This is a genomic window from uncultured Algoriphagus sp., from assembly GCF_963974365.1.
Classification (GTDB): domain Bacteria; phylum Bacteroidota; class Bacteroidia; order Cytophagales; family Cyclobacteriaceae; genus Algoriphagus.
In genome coordinates this window covers 22,369-40,682 of the sequence record NZ_CAXBBX010000013.1, presented here as the reverse complement: position 1 = coordinate 40,682, position 18,314 = coordinate 22,369, and the positions used below count along the sequence as shown (strand labels likewise).

The following is an 18,314-nucleotide window of genomic DNA, read 5'->3' as shown; positions in this document are numbered from 1 at the left end:
CAGCGATTATTGCACCCACTCCACCTACTAACATTAAAATAACTGCCCGAAAAGGTTTGAAATGTTTGGTCCAATAGTTCCCATGATATAATCTGGTTCGTTTTAAGGACAGAACCAAAAAGAATATATCATGGACACCGAAGTTTCTCCTAAGTTATTCATTGGTATTGATGTGCACAAGCGCCAGTGGAGCGTTTGCATCTTTACAGCCAATTGCCATCATAAAACCTTCAGTCAGGCACCTGATCCCAAAGCCTTGAAGTCTTACTTGGATAAGTTTTTTCCAAAATATCAGATCATCTGCTGTTATGAAGCCTGTAAGTTTGGATTTTGGATCTATCGGGATCTAAAGAGTTTCGGATATGAATGTCTGGTGATCAACCCAGCTGATCTTCCCACTACCAATAAAGAAAGTAGTGAAAAAACCGATCCTGTGGATAGTCGCAAAATGGCCAAAGCTCTCCGTGCAGGACTGCTGCGAGGAATCCACGTGCCAACCTTGGAAACAGAAGGTGATCGCCAGCTCTTCCGATATCGCAAAAGGCTCTGGGCAGACTTGGTTAGAGTAAAAAACAGGATCAAGGACAAACTCCTTCAAAACGGGATAGAAACACCTCCTAAATACGATAATCCTTATTGGACAAAGGATTTTCTGGACTGGCTGGCCATCGTAGAGCTCCCTTCGGACAGCAGCAGACTGGTAATGGATTTATTGCTCGATCAGTTTGAATTTACCTACCGTCACTTTTTGAAGGTCTCCATATCTGTCCGTGCGCTACAGCGAAAAGCAAAATACAAGGCAAACTCCAAGCTGCTGAGACAGATCCCGGGAATAGGACCTTTGACAACAGTCCAGTTACTCACTGAGATTGAGGATATCCATCGCTTCAGAAATTTCAAACACTTCAACAGCTATATCGGGCTCAAACCGATGGTCCATTCCAGCGGTGAATCAGACCGAAAAGGATACATGACTTATCGCCATCATCAGGGACTGAGAAGCTCACTGATCGAATGTGCCTGGACCACTGTCCAACGAGATCCGGTGATGCTGAATCGATACGAGGAACTATTGCAAAGACATACCGGCAAACGAGCCATAGTTATCATAGCAAGAAAGCTCTTGTCAAGAATATATCATGTCCTAAAAACGGGTGAACCTTACCAGGTAGGATATTCAAATTAGTCCGTGGCAGAGACCATTGGATCAAGCCCATCAATAAGCTCCAGACCTCTCAACACTGTGTGAGTCCAACAATTAGGAACTCTATTTTAGTATGGGGCTGGAGCACTTACTAAACTAACCGGAAACTGGGGCTCATATATATAAGAGACTCCTAATGGAAGCATGGCTTGTATTTGATGATCGCAAGGTATGGACTGATACTGCAGAAGTAAAGAACAAGGCGAGTGGACAACCCACCCGCAAGGCAGCGCTTTGTCCATTCTTGACTTCTTCCAATCAGTCCAAAAAACAGGCAATCAACTCAAAAAAGCCAAAACAAAGAAAAAATGCTAGAAAATGAACTTTTGATTATTCATGGAACACATTGTTATAGATCAGTCCAAAAAGAAAAAGGAGAATGAGTACCATTAGCATATCCGCCACAGATGCCAGGGCACAAAAAGAAATATGCTGCCAATCATATTCATATCCTTTATAAAGGGGACCCTGAGCCACTTCCCAAATAAAATTGAGGACAAAAGCCAATATGGCTATTTTCAGAATATATTGTTTATAGATACGTCTTTCTGTAACCCGTTTTAGGAAATAGAAAAACAACCCTATAACCAACCCTAAAGCAATTACCGGAATCACGAATATATCGGGACGAAGATTCTCCATACTCTTTTTATTTTTTGATCTTTTTAAACAGCCAGACTACAAGCAGAACTAATACAACAATGAGTAAAATTCCACCAAGCCACATGCCTACACACATAAGCCCACAATCGTCCATGTTCATATTGTCCATCATAGTTTTTATTGTTTAATGGTTATATAATTCGTGATAGTATTTCATCTATATATTTTTTACTTCTAAAATTTTTTTACGACTATTTAAAATCACTTATTGCTTTACTCAGATCATAAACTGCGACATCAGCAAACTCAGTCGCCAGGATACTCGAACCTGCTGCCGACCGATACCCACCCGCACAATGCACGACTACTGGCCTGTGATCAGGAATTTCAGTAATACGTTCTCTTAGTTCGGGTAAGGGTACATGGATGGCTTTCTCGAAAATCTTGCCATTAGCTACTTCAGGTTCATTTCTGATGTCGACTATGGTATAAACATCGGGGTTTTGTTTGAAATCCTGTAGGTCTATCTGCTGATCAGCATACAGGTCGTATTGCTCTAACTGATAGGTCATACCGGTAATATGACCTTCATAAGCTATTTTAGCTGTACGTCTAACCGCCTTTTCTAACATTGCCTGATCTTCAGCAACGAGATTGAAACTCTCATCAGGGCCTACTATTGAACCCAACCATGTCTCAAATTTTGATGTGTCATCCCCTAGTTGAATATTAATAGATTGCTTTATATGCCCTTTTTTAAACTTTTCCTGGTCTCTGACATCTATGATTAATGCCTTCTCATCAATTGTTTTAGCTTCAAATATTTTATGAATATCTTCCTCTGGTGAGTCTATACCTTTTCGGTTTACCTCAACCTCGTAGGGAAAGTATTTGGGAGTGAAAGCCTGACCATCCAGAAAATCCGTGATAAACTGATCCTTGTCTTTGATTTGAAAGGCCCAGTTATTACTTCTTTCCTTTCCTATTGTGGTCTCTAATTCTTTGCCCATGTTTTTTCCGCACAGCGAGCCCGGCCCGTGGGCAGGATAGACGATTGTATCATCATCTAATATGCTGAAGACTTTATTGATCGTATCGTACATCATGCCGGCCAGTTCATTTTTGCTAACCTGCATGTTGCCGGTACCCTCTCTGAGGTCGGGTCGTCCAACATCACCTACAAATAAGGCATCACCCGAAAAAACCGCTTTTTCAACACCATGTTCAAGTAATAAATATGCGTTATGGTCAGGAGAATGACCGGGGGTAAATAAAGCGCGAAAGGTTAAATCTCCAATTTGGACTTCTTCATTATGTCCAAGTTCGTTGGCATCGTAATAGACTCCCGCTTTTGAATTAATGTAGACAGGGGCATTAAATCTTTTCGATATTTCCAGGTGACTACTAGCAAAATCCGCATGCGGATGTGTTTCAAGTACTGCCACAATTTCCCCACCGAGTTGGTGTGCAAAATCAAGATAAGGTTGAATATCCCTTGCCGGATCTACCAAGACTATTTGCCCTTTACTTTCGATGGCGTAAGACAGTTGAGAAAGTGCTTTATCATAAAATTGTTTTATTTCCATAATGATCTTTTTTATATATTTTTCTCATCGTTTTTATCAATGAAATTTCCGCAGGTCTATTTTTCGATTTCAGTTTTATGCACAAAATAATCTGTCAGTTTTTCCCATTGAAATTTTTGAAAACCTGCCCACCCACCTTCTGCTATTAATGTGTTTATTACTTTACGACCAGCAGCTTCTTTTCCTTCATTATTTATCATTTCGTTTTTTCCGATTTCGTAGCCATAAAGTATTTCTCCTTTGCATTCCACTTTAAACGTACTACTGCTTTCCTGTACAAAAAAGTGTTCTGTCTTCTTATCATTTTTTCCTTTCGCCTCCGGCTTATTGCTAGGATGCACAGTAAATTCGGCACTGAATTCATCTTGTTGAATGTTTGAAATTATTACCCAATTCTCCGGAAAAGGTCCTGGAAGATTTATTTTTATGTAGTCATTTATTTCCGGTTTATCTGCAAGCTTTTTCTCTCCGGATACATCATATAACTGAAACGAGGAGGTAATTCCAGGCAATTTTGACCATTTATTTATGTCAAAAAGTTTTTTCTTAGCCCTCGCAAACCTCTTTGACATCTCTGTTTTATCTGCAAATTTATTTATACTTCTATAGATGCGATTCTCACCTTGAGTGCTGTTTGCTTTATTAATAGTATCTGCTGTCATGATTATATTGTTTATTAAACATTAAAATTGTACACCTTCGTAACTGTTGAGAGCTTTATCATAAAGTTGCTTTATTTCCAATCTTTTAATGCGTCAGATAGTGATTCGCCGGTTCTTAAATTTTCTTTATCAGACCTTAATCAACCCCTTATTAAAATATATCCTATTACAATCGCAACAATTATTAATACAATTACCAACACTTCATGTCGTCTTTTATCAATCCAAAATGTCAAACTGAAATTCTTGGACTTCTTTCCAAAACCTCCATGCACGCCATGATCTCCAGGCACAGGATCCCATAGATTATGATTTCTTCCATTATTTTCAGGCTGATCCGTTTGCTGACCGGAAATACCATTTCTGGAAAGTGTCCAGTCCACCAACCAAGGAGCCAGCCTGTTTCCCCATATAGTTTTTATAGTAGAAAAACCTACAAAATACTCTCTTCTTTTATGTTTTGCTGCGTGTACTATGGCTTTGGCAGCTACTTCGGGCTGATAGATAGTACCCATGGGCTTTGGCTTATTTGGCAATCTTGACTTAACAAACCCAAACTGAGTAGTATTCATGGCTGGTAATTCTACAGTACTAATCTTTATTTTACTTTTCTCATGGATAAGTTCAGCACGTAGGGATTCATAAAAACCTTTTACTGCATGTTTAGAAGCACAATATGCTGATTGTAAAGGAATTCCTCGGTAAGCCAATGCTGAACCCACAAAAACAATCGATCCTTCATTTCTCGCTTTCATTTTTTTAAGGACAGCCAAGGTGCCATAAACTTGCCCTAGATAGGTTACCTCGGTCACTCTGAGATATTCATCCGGCTCCATTTTACTTACGGGGCTAAATACGCTTACCATAGCATTATTTACCAAAATATCAATCTCTCCCAATTCCAATTCAATTTTATCTATGGCTTGAGCCAAAGCTTTTGCATCTGCCACATCTGCCTGAACATACATGCCTTTGCTGCCATAACTTTCAATTTCTCGCCTTACCGATTCAAGCGCTACAAGGTTTCTTGCTATTACAGCAACATTGTAACCTTGGCTTGCAAACTCTCTTGCACATGCCCGACCCAGCCCTGCCGAAGCCCCGGTTAGGACTGCTATTTTTGAGGTGATTTGATTTTTCATAGTTTCTTATTTTTTTCCATCTGAATCATATCAATCACCAAGCCTGACCACGTAAAATCTCTTGCCCCATGCCCCTCACCTGTAAATGGATTATAATATTCTCTAAAACCACTGATCTCTATAAGCTTTTCAATACTTTCTATTAGCTTATGGGCTTCTTTCTCCCAATCGTTTTCCATTAGATGCTTATGCATAAACCAATTGTATAAAATCCAGGTAGGACCTCTCCAAATAAATAATGACTGATTTGGATTGAATGCTGGATGATTTATTGAAACTGAAGGTATTGGGTATGGAACATCAAACTCATCTTTATTAAAAAAATGATTTTGAAGTACTTTTTTGGATATATCGGTAGGTATATCTTTTATTACTGTAGGAAAAAAAGCCGTTGGTGTAAGTACTTTTATTTTTTTATTGTCTTTGTCATGTACATCATAGAAAGCTGCTGTTTCTTTATCGTACATTACTTCAAGTATGCTTTTTACAGTCTGATCATATCTCGACTTATAGATTTGGGCATCCGGGTCTGCTATTTTTTCACATAGCTGATGCATTGTTAAAAGATTTTGAGCGTAAATAGTGTTAAACCCTACTTCCTTGACTATAAAATACCCCTGTTCATAAATTTTTCTACAATTGTAATTATTGAGGAAATTCCTGAAATCAATCCAAACAACTTTTACAAACAATCGCCAATTAGCTCTCTTAGAAGAAAAATTAACGACTTCATCGAAACTCGGTTTCCAATCTATGCCTGACTCAAATGGTGAAATAATAGAGATAAGTCCATTACCTTCGAAATCCCGGTTGCTAGCTATCCAGTTATAATATTTTTTTAATTTGGGAAGCATTTTTTTAAGAAAAACTTGATCCGCAGAATTATCGCATACTCTCTTCACCGCTTGAGCCACTATTGGGGGCTGTAATAATGCGCTCATATGAGTTTTCAACAGCTTAAATTTTAAATTCGGGCTAGATTGAAATAAGTCGCTTAGACGTTTGGGGAATATATTGTTCCAGTAAATCATGTGTCCCACGAAGCCATTCGCTTTTTGTAAAGCAAATAGACTTTCTAAATGTTTTTTTGCCATTTCAGCACGATTTAAGGCTGCAAGAATAAATGCATGAAAGCAAGTATCCCAAAAAAACTGAAAGGGATATGAAGTAGGAGAAGGTTTAGTATAGTGGAAATGATGCCCTATACTTTTTGAGTAACCTTTCACCATATTTTCGTCCAACAATTGATTTACTTTTTCACGCATTTGTCCTTCCGTCATACAATAGATACTTATTTTACATATTTATCCCATAGTCCATATCTTTCTTTTATTACGCCGAGAGGAATAGAGAGTGTTGCTACTAAAACGCCCGTTAGGGTGCTGCTTAAGGTAAGGGCAAAGCTGCCACCTTGAATAAACCACGGCAGTACAGCGACCAATAAGCCAATTAAGATATTCAAATAGCGGCCTACACGCAGTACCTCTGCCATGCAAACCACGGCTACTACAGCTATAAGCGCACCTCCCAAATGATTCAAATCAGCTGCCTTTGTTTCTATACCTACTCCAAAAATGGATGGTGAAAACATCAACCATAACCCGAGGATAGTAGATAGAGTGAATGTCCAGGGAGAACTCATCCCCCAAATGGAAGCTTTGAAAACTTTTCCCGGTTTTTGAGGAAAGCTGAATAGTTCAGGTGATCGGTTGTCGTTTTCGGTAGTTATCGGCTTGCCTCCTTTCCAAAAAACTTTCCAGAGTGAATCGCCCTTTCTTTTTCGCTGCACTATGTGCTGCCCCATAGCAATCACCTCATCAATTTGTAGCGGTATCATGGGTAGCATGATTATGGCTGTAAGAAGGCAAATAGTACACCAAGCTCCAACTGTAAGAGGTTGTGAGACCACCAAGAAGATGCTGACAAACCCTAAGGGTATAACCAGGATTCCAAAAAAAGTTACCATCCAGGGCATGGTACGCCAACGTGATGTTCCGCCCATCCAGCCCATTAAAAATTCCAAAGTGTAGGCCAATGTTCCCAAAGCGGCATCAGATATGGGCCAGGAGTGGGACATATCGGAATTCAGCACTTTCATTGTGCTATTTCCAAAAAACGGATCCCAGGCATAATCAATGTATCCTAATTGAAATGCTCCCAGGTAGCGGGAGGCAATCCAGCCCACAAAAGCCAATGCGATCATGATCGCCCGCTGTGGCCAGCTTGATGGATTGTAGCTCCAGCCATCGGGAACATCCCCTCCCATTTTCATGTACATGATCATATTGGGCATTCCCGGTATAAGTACGGAAAGGGCAATAACTAATACACCCACCATTGTTCCATTAAGATATCCTACTGCGGTGGGCGACCAAAAAATCAATGGAGCCATACTGATCCAAATCCCGATGAAGCAACATATCCATATGCTATATGGGCGGTTTGGGGTCAATGCACGCCAGCCAAAAAATATCAGTAGTATTCCACTAATGATATCACTCCATTTCATAGCGGCAATTCGTCCACTCATTGATAACCAAACATCCCTGCCTCCACTTGGCTCAACCACATTCTTTGCATAATCAAAGGTCAGTGGGGAGGCCACCATCCAGAAGCCTAACATAACTAGTGACCAATAAATCCAGAGTGTGTTGCTGTGGTGCATGTTTAGCATTTCACTGCGTTGGCCGCTATCCATCTTCATCCCACCACCCTTCTCCTTTTTATCATCATCATGCTGGTCCTTTTTCATGGTCATTTCTGCCATTGGCCGGGTAACGCCTCTCTTTCCCATTCCTCCCTGGTTTTGGTACTTATTTTGATCATCGTTTTTCATAGGGTTGTCTGTTAAAGTGGATAAAAAAATATTATAAATAATTTCGCTAATTCAATCCTTTTTTAATTCAGAAGGTGGCTCCAGATGATTTTCCTTGTACCAATTCAGAGGATCGGATTTAAGTTTTTCTATCATATCCGGCAGAGTAGCTATTAAAGAATGTTCAGGCTCCCAGTTGAGCAACTCTTTGGCACGGGAAATATCCAGTTCATAATGATCATCGGCACGATCTATCATCCAAGGTTTAATAAAGGGATCACCAAATAGATCCATTGCCCAGGCACCGGCTTTAGCTATTGGTTTGGGTATCTCATAGGTCTCCCACTCCTCACCGTGAATCAATTTACCGACCGTGTCTTGCAATTCCTGATAGCTTGGGGTCTCTGATTCTCCAATATTTATTGCAATTTCTTCCGGAAGTGCCTTTCTTTTTTCTACTGTTTTTTCCAGTGCGTCTAGCAGGTCTTCCATGTGAAGGAATACATTGCCATGAGAAGTATCCCCTGAGTAGAAATGACTGGTAAATTGCTTTTCATAAATGCGTTGTATTTGATGGGATACGGGAATAGAATGCCCTTCTTCATCATACACGCCGGCCAGTCTTAAAAGAACAGCTTTCATGTCTACTCTGTTCTCACGGATGATTTGCTCAGTATCCACTTTCGATTCGGGATAATCCCAATTAGGCGCAACAGGACAATCTTCATGGATCTTCCTGCGTGGTTCGGTGGGTCTATAGATCAGGTTTGTACTGGAAAAAATAAACTGCTCTACTTCAAAATCCTGTAGCACTTTGACGAATTTCTCTGTTCCCTTGACAGTTACCTCTTCATATAATGAACTAGGTTTGCCGGAAAAGTCATAGTAGGCAGCAAGGTGGACCACGGATGCTATTTTTTTTCCATAAGCATAATTTACCCGCTCCATTGCCTTTTTTATGCTTTCTTCTGAAGTAATATCAAAGCATACGCATTCGGCTTCTATGGGAGGATGAGGATTCCCCTCCCTGTCCAGCCCAACTACGTTGAAATTTTCTGACAATCTTTTAATGATCTGAGCGCCTATTAGACCACTACTTCCAGTGACGATTACTGTTTCCTTCTCTGAATATCGGTGCCCGATATTCAGGCGTGTTGATCTATGGGTAGTATGTTTCATGTTGCTAAATTTTATGTTATAAACCCAACTACAACAGCTCTAAAATGCTTTTGCCTTCTTTTTCATTATATAGCTGTTTTATCTTTTCAATTCATTAGGCTTTTCTCTCTGAATCACATCCAATATTTAAGGCATTTTATGGAATTGTTTACATCAATTCTGTTGATTTTCACGTTCTCGCGCCTCTTCAGCGGATTCTATTTCCTGATCCTGTGGTTCAACCACTACTTCAGTAATCACCGAATTAGAAAGAGAGCACTCGGCATGCGCTTTTTCATGCATTTTTTTTCAGCTCAGTTAGGTTAGGGCCTTTGCACAGGCAAATGCTGTCCGGGGTAGTAAGTTGACTTAGTCACAGCCAGCTTGTTTTTTTTATTCCTTTCAACAATAGCTGTGGCCTCATCCTCATAGGTGCTTGGCTCGCATTTTTTATAGGAGGCTATGGCAAGAAAGGTAAGTTAATGACAACTGGCCAATGAAGCCGCAAACGCCTCCTCAGGGTTCATGTTCTGAGTTCCCAAAATATTCCGTGGCCGCAGAAGCTTTTACATAACTTCCTCCTCCGAATATCCATTTATGGGTACGGTTGTATTCTTTGTATGAAAAATCTTCTAAGTCACCTTTCCATTTTAATGATACCTTGTACCTTGACATAACTTAGTTGTTTTTAAGTGCCTTCAGATATTCCATTAACTGATCCAATTCCTTTTCTGATAAATGTTCCTTATCAAAGGCGGGCATAGCGCCTGCCCCATGTCTTACCTGAAACCGTTTAGCAAAGCCGGGTGCCCAGAGAATTGAAGGACCAAGCCCTGCTGCCCCTTGGGGATGGCACCTTTGGCAATTTTGCATGAAGACTTTTTCTCCAGCTATTTCCGAATCATTTAATATCTGCGCTCCTGCTAGGGAATGGCTTGACCGATGTGAACACCCAATCAGGTAAGTGGATGAGACCAAGCAAAGAATAGATAAAATCTGTCTGAATGAGACCATAATTACTGCTTTGTGATTTTCCAGACAACCCCCGTGCCCTTTCGGGAAACGGTTCCTTTGCCAGATGTATCAATTATTCCAAAATCCACCACATAAAGAGATTTTCCATCGGGATGGAACTTAACCGCAATGGGTCGTTCCAATCCACCTTTTTTAAGCTGTGAAGCTGGACCGTTTTTATTTCCTTTGTTCAGGGCAAAATCCTTGACAATGCCCAGCTCCACGTCTACCATCACAACCTTAAACCCGACTGGTCCAAGCACTTTTCCTACATTTGGTGCCATATCCCCCAGCTGGGCGATGAAAGCCTTTCCGTTAAATCCGAAAACCTCACTGGTAGAAAAGTCCAATCCATTGGAAGATGAATGAACACCCAACACGGCTACAGGTTTGGGAGGTTCAGAGGGATGATCTTTTAGCAGCAATTCTGCGGTGCCTTTTCCGGGGACTTTGTATCCATGATGGTCTAAAGGTTCATGGCCTGAGTAATCGGGCCATCCATACCATTGGTTTTCCTTTACTTCCCATAAAATGTCCCCTGTGCCCCAAACAGGCCTGCTACCCCGGTCATCAAAACCGTTTTCCACCACAAATAATTTATCATTTTGGGCTGCCATGCCATAAGGGTTTCGGAAGCCCCAGGCAACAAGCTCAGGTTCGCCTCCCTCCAGAGGAATCTTCATTAAGGAACCTGAGCACGGAAGGGACCCTTTTATGATTTGTCCTTCATGGGTTGTTGTATTGAAAGGGACATACGCCCCAGTATTTGCTTTATCATCCGGGTCGTCGGTCAATGGGTTGTCCGTTTTGTAGTTTTTGCCATTTAGTACGATGTCGCTACAGGGAATGTCGTGGAAATCAGGGTGACGTTTTAACCAGCCGAACTTGGCGTTGTCCTCCCCCACTATGCCCGAATTGGTAACTGTTCCTTGCCCAAAATATACATATCCATTCATAACTATCGGACCATTCGTATGATGGTCTCCCATGCTCGGCAGGTTTTCTATGAGTGTGGTCACCTCTCCTTCTTTGCTGATTCTTAAGATCTTGCCTCCGTCCCTTTCACCGCCTTCCGATACGTAAAATTGTCCTTCGTAAAAAGCAACTCCATTCCAAGGGCCATTTTCTGAACCAGTTGCCACTACCGAAGCTTTTGCTGATGATTCTATTTTCAACAGGCGGGGTTGTGTCCAGGTTTCGCCGTAGGCATAGCCGGATCCAACAACATACATCAGCCCATTCCCATCGAACGCTATTCCCGTAGGAAAGGTCAAATCCGATGCGACTGCTTCAATCGAATAACCTGTGGGCAAAGAAATGTCCATCGGATTGATTTTTCTTTCAGAGGTTTTAGCTTCCGCCCCTCCCCGGGAGGGACGTATGCCATAGCAGCCATAAAGGGTAGGCAAAGCAATCAGCAACATTAAACATTTATACAGCTTTTGTTTCATAGCTAAGTTCATTCAAGTAACGTTCTGTCAATCATGGGATCAAAAAAACATGCCTCTCAAATCATGAATTGCGATATCTGCTTATAGGTACTCATTATATATCGCTGCGGACAAGAGGACATTCCGCTTTTTATCTATTATTCCCCTTTCTTTCCGAATGGGCTCCTATTCCGGTTGCCCATGTCCATTCCTGAACTGGGCAAGTTCTATGATTTCTGCTTCCTGATCATCTATGATCATTTGTGCTTCCATCCGGGTGTTTTCGTCCACACCATAGTCCAAGTCTATTTTGGCCATATCTATGGCGCTCTGGTGATGGTGGATCATCATCTCTGCAAAATCATAATCGGGATCACTGGTATAGTGCATAGCTTTCATCACCTCATCCATTTTCCTCATGGCCATGTCTATTTCTTCCATAAAACCTGTTCCATCTTGAGGAACGGGAGCGCCATGGGCCTCAAGAAAATCATTTAAACGTGCCATACTTGCCTCATTTCCTTCAAGGGTCTGTTGTGCAAGCATAAGCAAATTTTCGTGTTCCCCGTATTCTAAAACTATACTCGCCATGTCAACAGCGCCCTGGTGGTGGGGCAGCATCACTTCAGCAAAATCAACATCCGGATCCATGGTCATGGGAGCAGCATTCATGTCTTCCATCATTTTCATCCGTACCGCTTCCATTTCATTCATAAAGTCTTCATTGATGGACGGCGTAGTATCTTCATCGGTACAACCGGAAAATACGATTAATGCTGTTATCATTATCAGCGAAGGTAAACGTAGTACCTTCGATAAATTTTGGCCATTTAAAATCTCTTTTTTCATGTTTTTACAGTTTCTGGTTTTCCATTAGGTCTTGTAACAAAACAACCGACACCAGATGTCTAGTTTTAATCCGTGGCCGGTTGTCTTTGGAGTATTCGTTTTAAAGTCTGTTAGCCTTGAACTCCTGAAAAACTTCCGCATGCCTCAGCACATTCGCGACAGGCTTGGGCACATTGTTGGCAGTGGTCTGCGTCGTGCTTGGCACATTCTTCGGCACATGCCCTACAGATCTCTTGACACTCCCTTATCAGGTGTTCGGCATGTTGGGAATGGGAGGCAACAAAACTAGCAGTTGTGTAACAGATCTTGGCGCAATCCCTGTCAAGCCGGATACATTGTACCATCATTTGTATGTCCTGTTCGTCCAGACAGGCATCCGCACACATTTCGCATGCAGCTGCACATTCCGCTAATTTTTGAATCAATTCTTTGTTGTGAGCCATGGTAATTAATTTTTATGATTGTGAATATTTTATGATAGCCAATTTCAGACTATGGTTTATTAAACGACTCCTAAGGAGGAAGAGTGGTATGAAATATTGATTTTAAATTATATAATATTGATCCAATGAGTTTTTTTGTGATCGGAAAAGGCAGGCAAAAAGATCAGCCTATTGCATCAGTCGCATCTATAATTTATCCCAAGATCTTCTTTTCGTATTACCTTTTTTATATTCTGTCACTGATTGTCCCGTCACTTTTTTAAACTGGAAGGATAAATAATGAACATTATTATATCTTAGCTTTAAGGCAATCTGGCTTAAAGTAAGTTCATTATACTCGAGCAGTTCTTTTACCCGCTCAATCTTCAGATGGATTAAGTATTTTTCTATGGTTTTGTTCGTGTATTTTGAAAAATGTCTGCTTATTGAGCAGTAGTTTTTACCCGTTTTTGTACTCATGTACAATGAAAGCGATTCATATTCTTTATTGTTCTCTATATGGGTCAGATAGGATATTAAATTGATTCTGATCTTTTCGAGAAACATATCATTTTCATCTTCTAGAAGTTCAAAACCCTGCTTTTCCAAAATTTCTGATATGCTGCTAATTTGAATTTCAGAAGGAATGCACCTAATGCGGGCCTGTCCCATTTCGACTTGCAGAACTTCGGCACCCAATACCCTAAGTTCGTCCCTTACCACTTTTATGCATCGTGGACAAACCATGTTCTTGATTTGGAGATTTAATTCTTTCATGATTGTAGGATGATATTTATAGCGAGATGAACCGCTGTTTTATCTGCTTAGATTTTAATTTTTTAGAGGTTACGAAGCGGAAAGTGCCTACTACTTTAATCTTACTAGGGGTAGACACAAAACATAAGGTTGAACTATGAACGATAGGTTTTGAAGCAGTTTTCCCCAATTATTTTTCAATAAAGTACCAACTAAACATAACTTGTCATAAGCATTATATTATCTAGAATAATTATTCGTTTATTGTTCATGTAAAAAGGTTTTGGACATACCTCCCTATTTCAAGATTTTCTTGGTACAAGAGTATCGTCTAACCAGCCCATAATCAATGTGCCCCATTACCGATTGATGTTTCGAAGGCGAAGAGGTAGAATGGAATTTGCTCGGAGTCCATCATTCCCTTGCTGATTCTATTGGGAAACCATGATCTATTTACTGGTCATTAATCAGTTTTCTTATTAAATAGAAGATAACATAGAAACTATAGCATATCCCATGAAAAAGTAACTGTTTTTGCTAAAAAAAATATAGAAACGAAAAATTATGTCCCCCAAAAGGTATTAGGCTTATCTTACCATGTGAAAAATTTCTTAGCCCGTTACGTGCAGGAAATATACCAGGCGGCATTCAATAGAACATGGGAGCATTAATCCCACAGATATGGTAGAAATCGCCACAAAGTGTCCTTGGACTCAAGTAACATAATCGGTTTATTATGTTCCTCTTCTGTTTGCATTATACTGGATATAATTAGATGGGCCTCATATATTAAATCATTTAAGATCTATTCACAGTATTGATTTACATCGGGGAAAGTCCGAAACCTATACTATTAAACAATTTAGTTTAACTACAATTTAATTTCCTTTCCTAACTACCAAATGTTTCTGCCCTGGATCATTCAGTAGCCTATCCATTTCAGAAAGGATAATATCCTGCACATCCTGCTTGATCTGGAGGTAATTGCGCTGAACAATAGTGCTACTTATCTTTCGGATTTCAGGTATGGGAACATAGTTTTCCTGCTCCTTTTTCAAGGCATTATGGTCATTGATAATCTCCGAATGAAATGCTTTCAGACCCATTTTACAGTCCGGGTTATCGGCTACCATCCCCACAAATTCTCCTGATGAAAGAGAGGATATGGTGGAAGTTGGAACAGCTGATTCCAGCTGTTTTGATTTGCTGATGGAGGTATCCGCACTGTTGATCGAAAGGCTCTGTCTATTCTGCATAATCTTCCCAATTCGATCCGATAATTGTTTGGCTGAATCTCCATTTACCTGTCCCGAAACAATGTTACCCACTATGCCTATGATCACATCTGCAAGCTCCCGCCCATAGTCTTTTCGTAGCTGGCTGAGGTCCTGAATACCCAATGTGGTGGCTACTTTATTACTCCTCGCAGTAGCGATCAAACTATCCATTCCATTCAAATAGATGGTCGGAAATTCATCGAAAATCAGACTGCTTTTTAGCTTTCCTTTCTGGTTCACCAACTTCACCAGACGGTTTACATAAAGAGAAAGTACGGCTCCATAAATCTGTATTTTCTGTGGGTTGTTTCCCATACAAACCAGCTTTGGTTCATCGGGATTATTGATATCCAGCGTAAAATCATTACCGGAAAGCACATAGTACAACTGTGCTGAGGAAAGCCTTGCCATGGATATTTTCGCTGAAGCAATCTGGCCTTCCAGCTGTTCCATCACATCATTCAGGTAAGCATTCACAAAGGGATTGATCAACACATCGATATCCTTTTCTGTCCTTAAAACCGTGAACAACTCATCGTAATCAGCCTGCATCAATTCAATTACATGGGGTAGCGTACAAAACTCACCATCGTTATATTTTCGCAAAAACCAGATGATGGCTGTCAGGAAATTGATAGGCGATTCCACAAAAAAGTCTCCCTGCTTTTTGATCCATTCCCTGTTCAACCCCATCAAAATAGTCCGTGCAGACTCTGCTGCATCGGTGATATCCAGCATGGTTTCCGGTGCCAACGGGTTGCAGCGGTGACTCCGTGTAAGGTCATCAAAATTGATCACGTAGAAATCTGGGACCACCTTATAACCAGTCTTATTTTTTAACCAGGTATTGTAAACAATAGCCGACAGATCATCGAATTTGAAATCGTACACAAACATAGAGAAGCCTTTTTTGATATGCTGAGTAATCACATGTCGGATGATAAAATAGCTCTTTCCCGAACCAGGTGTTCCCAAAACCATCAGCCCGCGAAAGGGATTGATGATATTGATCCAGCTGTTTCTGAACCTTCCTTTTAGGTTATATTTTGCCGGTAGATTTACCGAAAACTCATTCTCAATCAGTCGTTCCTCCTGCGGAAAAGTCTCATTTTCTGAGTTGAAAACATCGTTGCTTAGTTTGGCATGGATAATTCTGGACAGCTTTGTTCCGCCTGAAAGGATAAGCAAATAGCCTATGGAAGTTACCGCCATATAGGAAGCTGAAAGCAATTCTAAGCTAGCTTGAAACTGTAGTATAAAATAGCTCGAAAAGTAAATCCCTAGCCCAAATCCACCATATAAAAAAGCATGCTTGACACTCATTTTCTCACTCTTTCTTCCCTTGATTCCCAGCAGGGAAATTCCCAGCATCGCCAATGCGATCAACTTAGAAGTATGGAAATCCAGAAACAAACCCGTCCCAAAAATGTTCCTCAGTACACTATCTGTCAGCTCCGATACCAACCCCCAATCGTTAAAGGTAGTATAGAAGAAAAAATAAAAATGCAGCCCCAAAACCCCGATTCCCATCAGTCTGGTCATATCCAAAATCTTGCGTAATCCCTGTTCGTTTTCGTCTGTCTGCATCCCCATCTTGCCGTGGTTTAAGTTCTTACTTTGTTACTTTTCTCTTCATTTTCCGTTTCTTTTTTCGCCAATCAAAAGGAAGGTAGCTATAGGTTTCTTGAGGGGATATCACTGTTTCCAACAGACTTTCCGAAGCGTTAATAGCTTGTTGTTTTTGTCCGCTCTCCCCTATTATTGGTAATGGCTGCCCTCCTTGCTTTTCATTCAATTGTCCAGGTGATTTCGCCAGTGGTTCCAGTGTAAACCCACTTTTAGCTGATTGAAAAACTATTCTATCCATCAATCCTTTGGCGCTATATTGTTTACCCAATGCACTTCCGTTAAAGACACACTTAGTCCGGTGATCAACAAAGGTGATCCCATACAGTCTCCCCTCTTGATTCTCTCTTTTTAAGGTGGCAATTCCCTGCTTTTCTAAACTTTTTATAACCTCATCAAGACTCTTTCCCGGCATCTTCATTACTGTTAAATCAATGGCAGAGCGGGTAGATTTAAGTTGTTTTTTACGTCCCATTTCGTTGGCTTCAAAGCGGGATTCTATGGAATTTAGAGTTGCTTTGAAATAAAAACTACTGGCTTTAATCGGTACTCCGATCTTGTTTCCCTGATCATCCAACACCCGGTAAACCAAGCCCCTGTTTTTAAAAATCCTTGACTCTTCGCTTCCTCTATCTGCCACTACCCGGTATTGGTTCAGCACTGCGTTCAGCTCAGGCAGGGAAGTGAATTTGTAGTTTTTGAGAACATGCTGCAACACATTTCCTATAGCCCATTTGGTTTCTGATTTACCATAATCCAGTCTGGAAACGGCAACTGGTTTGGCGATAAAAAGACCATGTTTTTGTGACTGGGCTGGAACCAAACCAAACTGTTTTTCGATTGCTTTTCGGGTCGGTTCAGACTTGAGTTTTCCGATATTATGCAAAGGAATCCGCTTGCCGTCGAGCTCAATATTGGTAGTAACAATATGTAGGTGTGGGTGGCCTGCATCGGTATGTTTATAGACCAGATAAGGCTGGCTTTCAAAGCCGATCCCACGGATATATTCCTTGGTAATCTCTTGTAATTTCTCTTTTTCAAAGTCCTCTCCGGGGGCAAAATTCAATGAGATATGGACTGCATTTACAGACGTTATGGAGTTTAGATTTGCCAATTTGAGCAAGTATTTCAGTCGCAAATCAGCAGTCTGTTCCGCATTTTTCATGGGATAATTCTGGGCTAAAAGCAATTCAGCCACTCCCTCCTTCACCTTATTTTCATTGTAGTGAAAAGGTCGTCTCAAAGACTTGCTGGTCTTTATGATTGCAACCATTTCTCCACAGTTTGATCAATAAATCGGTTGACTCGCTTCAGTGATTCTTGGATACTTTGTTCCAATTTCTCAACCTGGAAACGCTTGGAAGTAATTTCATTTTCAGTAGCCGTATTCATCTTTTTAGCCAACTGGTTGTAGTTGGTCGCCAAGCCATGGAGATCCCGCTTCAGTGCAGTCAACTCTTTTAAAAGTTCCTGCATACCGGTATCCCGATACCTACCAATTACCAACTTTTTGAGCAATATCCTTCTGGAATATTCACTTAAACTATCATGAATTGTCTCTCCAAAATTTGCCTTTAGCTTCAGCAATTCCCGGTCAGTCAATCGGATATGCAGCCATTTGTTTCTCTTGTTTTCTTCCATCTTCGCAGTTCATTTTCATGCTTAACAGCTTTTAAAACTCAAACCCGCACGACTTCGGAGTGCTGGTCCCAAGATCCGGTTGTGATACAACCGTACATCTTGCCGATTTCGGATGACGCAGGAAATCCA

Annotated in this window: 18 protein-coding genes; 2 read left to right on the top strand and 16 right to left on the bottom strand. The window is 40.8% G+C overall.

The features are described from left to right. Nucleotides 1-130: 130 nt before the first annotated feature. Entirely contained in the window at nucleotides 131-1,186 is a 1,056-nt protein-coding gene (locus AACZ87_RS17345; protein ID WP_339868999.1) for an IS110 family transposase, read from the top strand. 154 nt (nucleotides 1,187-1,340) lie between these two features. Then, nucleotides 1,341-1,526 (top strand): hypothetical protein, encoded by a 186-nt coding sequence (locus AACZ87_RS17340; RefSeq protein WP_339868997.1) that lies wholly within the window; start codon nucleotides 1,341-1,343, stop codon nucleotides 1,524-1,526. A gap of 8 nt (nucleotides 1,527-1,534) precedes the next feature. Here AACZ87_RS17340 and AACZ87_RS17335 read toward each other — a convergent pair whose 3' ends face one another. The 16 genes from AACZ87_RS17335 to AACZ87_RS17260 all read right to left on the bottom strand — a co-directional run bounded on the left by AACZ87_RS17335 (nucleotide 1,535) and on the right by AACZ87_RS17260 (nucleotide 18,185). After that, on the bottom strand, nucleotides 1,535-1,846 hold the full coding sequence (locus tag AACZ87_RS17335; protein ID WP_233758023.1) for a hypothetical protein: 312 nt from the start codon (nucleotides 1,844-1,846) through the stop codon (nucleotides 1,535-1,537). Between the two features lie 212 nt (nucleotides 1,847-2,058). Then, the gene (locus AACZ87_RS17330; RefSeq protein ID WP_233758021.1) at nucleotides 2,059-3,393 is read right to left on the bottom strand and encodes a rhodanese-like domain-containing protein; all 1,335 of its coding nucleotides are present in this window, start codon (nucleotides 3,391-3,393) and stop codon (nucleotides 2,059-2,061) included. Between the two features lie 56 nt (nucleotides 3,394-3,449). Further along, the gene (locus AACZ87_RS17325) at nucleotides 3,450-4,055 is read right to left on the bottom strand and encodes a hypothetical protein (protein WP_233758019.1); all 606 of its coding nucleotides are present in this window, start codon (nucleotides 4,053-4,055) and stop codon (nucleotides 3,450-3,452) included. Between the two features lie 140 nt (nucleotides 4,056-4,195). Then, entirely contained in the window at nucleotides 4,196-5,197 is a 1,002-nt protein-coding gene (locus AACZ87_RS17320; protein ID WP_233758017.1) for an SDR family oxidoreductase, read from the bottom strand. Next, complete coding sequence (locus AACZ87_RS17315) at nucleotides 5,194-6,477, bottom strand: trehalase-like protein (protein WP_233758016.1); 1,284 nt, start codon at nucleotides 6,475-6,477, stop codon at nucleotides 5,194-5,196. The genes AACZ87_RS17320 and AACZ87_RS17315 overlap by 4 nt, the downstream gene beginning before the upstream one ends. Before the next feature lie 11 nt (nucleotides 6,478-6,488). Further along, the gene (locus AACZ87_RS17310; protein WP_339868992.1) at nucleotides 6,489-8,033 is read right to left on the bottom strand and encodes a vitamin K epoxide reductase family protein; all 1,545 of its coding nucleotides are present in this window, start codon (nucleotides 8,031-8,033) and stop codon (nucleotides 6,489-6,491) included. Between the two features lie 51 nt (nucleotides 8,034-8,084). Then, nucleotides 8,085-9,191, bottom strand: coding sequence for an NAD(P)-dependent oxidoreductase (locus AACZ87_RS17305; RefSeq protein WP_233758014.1), 1,107 nt, complete (start codon nucleotides 9,189-9,191; stop codon nucleotides 8,085-8,087). A gap of 495 nt (nucleotides 9,192-9,686) precedes the next feature. Then, nucleotides 9,687-9,845 carry a hypothetical protein gene (locus AACZ87_RS17300; protein WP_233758013.1) on the bottom strand — a complete coding sequence of 53 codons (159 nt, stop codon included), beginning with the start codon at nucleotides 9,843-9,845 and terminating at the stop codon, nucleotides 9,687-9,689. Between the two features lie 3 nt (nucleotides 9,846-9,848). Beyond that, a complete protein-coding gene (locus AACZ87_RS17295) occupies nucleotides 9,849-10,184 on the bottom strand; it encodes a cytochrome c (RefSeq protein WP_339868989.1) in 336 nt (111 codons plus the stop codon). Between the two features lie 2 nt (nucleotides 10,185-10,186). Then, nucleotides 10,187-11,635 carry a glucose dehydrogenase gene (locus tag AACZ87_RS17290; RefSeq protein WP_339868987.1) on the bottom strand — a complete coding sequence of 483 codons (1,449 nt, stop codon included), beginning with the start codon at nucleotides 11,633-11,635 and terminating at the stop codon, nucleotides 10,187-10,189. A 165-nt stretch (nucleotides 11,636-11,800) separates the two neighbouring features. Beyond that, nucleotides 11,801-12,463 (bottom strand): DUF305 domain-containing protein, encoded by a 663-nt coding sequence (locus AACZ87_RS17285; protein WP_339868985.1) that lies wholly within the window; start codon nucleotides 12,461-12,463, stop codon nucleotides 11,801-11,803. 110 nt (nucleotides 12,464-12,573) lie between these two features. Continuing rightward, complete coding sequence (locus AACZ87_RS17280; protein ID WP_339869253.1) at nucleotides 12,574-12,849, bottom strand: four-helix bundle copper-binding protein; 276 nt, start codon at nucleotides 12,847-12,849, stop codon at nucleotides 12,574-12,576. 243 nt (nucleotides 12,850-13,092) lie between these two features. Next, on the bottom strand, nucleotides 13,093-13,662 hold the full coding sequence (locus tag AACZ87_RS17275) for an AraC family transcriptional regulator (RefSeq protein ID WP_233758008.1): 570 nt from the start codon (nucleotides 13,660-13,662) through the stop codon (nucleotides 13,093-13,095). Between the two features lie 857 nt (nucleotides 13,663-14,519). Beyond that, nucleotides 14,520-16,505 carry a conjugal transfer protein MobC gene (mobC, locus tag AACZ87_RS17270; RefSeq protein ID WP_339868980.1) on the bottom strand — a complete coding sequence of 662 codons (1,986 nt, stop codon included), beginning with the start codon at nucleotides 16,503-16,505 and terminating at the stop codon, nucleotides 14,520-14,522. Between the two features lie 25 nt (nucleotides 16,506-16,530). Continuing rightward, nucleotides 16,531-17,817: a relaxase/mobilization nuclease domain-containing protein gene (locus AACZ87_RS17265; RefSeq protein WP_339868978.1), complete on the bottom strand. Its 1,287-nt coding sequence runs from the start codon at nucleotides 17,815-17,817 to the stop codon at nucleotides 16,531-16,533. After that, the gene (locus AACZ87_RS17260) at nucleotides 17,802-18,185 is read right to left on the bottom strand and encodes a hypothetical protein (RefSeq protein WP_339868976.1); all 384 of its coding nucleotides are present in this window, start codon (nucleotides 18,183-18,185) and stop codon (nucleotides 17,802-17,804) included. Before AACZ87_RS17260 ends, AACZ87_RS17265 begins: the two co-directional genes overlap by 16 nt. Between the last annotated feature and the right edge of the window lie 129 nt (nucleotides 18,186-18,314).

Excerpts from the sequence above, each read along its gene's own strand:
- AACZ87_RS17345 (WP_339868999.1), top strand. The coding sequence starts at position 131 with ATGGACACCGAAGTTTCTCCTAAGTTATTCATTGGTATTGATGTGCAC.
- AACZ87_RS17340 (WP_339868997.1), top strand. The coding sequence starts at position 1,341 with ATGGAAGCATGGCTTGTATTTGATGATCGCAAGGTATGGACTGATACT.
- AACZ87_RS17335 (WP_233758023.1), bottom strand. The coding sequence starts at position 1,846 with ATGGAGAATCTTCGTCCCGATATATTCGTGATTCCGGTAATTGCTTTA.
- AACZ87_RS17330 (WP_233758021.1), bottom strand. The coding sequence starts at position 3,393 with ATGGAAATAAAACAATTTTATGATAAAGCACTTTCTCAACTGTCTTAC.
- AACZ87_RS17325 (WP_233758019.1), bottom strand. The coding sequence starts at position 4,055 with ATGACAGCAGATACTATTAATAAAGCAAACAGCACTCAAGGTGAGAAT.
- AACZ87_RS17320 (WP_233758017.1), bottom strand. The coding sequence starts at position 5,197 with ATGAAAAATCAAATCACCTCAAAAATAGCAGTCCTAACCGGGGCTTCG.
- AACZ87_RS17315 (WP_233758016.1), bottom strand. The coding sequence starts at position 6,477 with ATGACGGAAGGACAAATGCGTGAAAAAGTAAATCAATTGTTGGACGAA.
- AACZ87_RS17310 (WP_339868992.1), bottom strand. The coding sequence starts at position 8,033 with ATGAAAAACGATGATCAAAATAAGTACCAAAACCAGGGAGGAATGGGA.
- AACZ87_RS17305 (WP_233758014.1), bottom strand. The coding sequence starts at position 9,191 with ATGAAACATACTACCCATAGATCAACACGCCTGAATATCGGGCACCGA.
- AACZ87_RS17300 (WP_233758013.1), bottom strand. The coding sequence starts at position 9,845 with ATGTCAAGGTACAAGGTATCATTAAAATGGAAAGGTGACTTAGAAGAT.
- AACZ87_RS17295 (WP_339868989.1), bottom strand. The coding sequence starts at position 10,184 with ATGGTCTCATTCAGACAGATTTTATCTATTCTTTGCTTGGTCTCATCC.
- AACZ87_RS17290 (WP_339868987.1), bottom strand. The coding sequence starts at position 11,635 with ATGAAACAAAAGCTGTATAAATGTTTAATGTTGCTGATTGCTTTGCCT.
- AACZ87_RS17285 (WP_339868985.1), bottom strand. The coding sequence starts at position 12,463 with ATGAAAAAAGAGATTTTAAATGGCCAAAATTTATCGAAGGTACTACGT.
- AACZ87_RS17280 (WP_339869253.1), bottom strand. The coding sequence starts at position 12,849 with ATGTGTGCGGATGCCTGTCTGGACGAACAGGACATACAAATGATGGTA.
- AACZ87_RS17275 (WP_233758008.1), bottom strand. The coding sequence starts at position 13,662 with ATGAAAGAATTAAATCTCCAAATCAAGAACATGGTTTGTCCACGATGC.
- mobC (WP_339868980.1), bottom strand. The coding sequence starts at position 16,505 with ATGCAGACAGACGAAAACGAACAGGGATTACGCAAGATTTTGGATATG.
- AACZ87_RS17265 (WP_339868978.1), bottom strand. The coding sequence starts at position 17,817 with ATGGTTGCAATCATAAAGACCAGCAAGTCTTTGAGACGACCTTTTCAC.
- AACZ87_RS17260 (WP_339868976.1), bottom strand. The coding sequence starts at position 18,185 with ATGGAAGAAAACAAGAGAAACAAATGGCTGCATATCCGATTGACTGAC.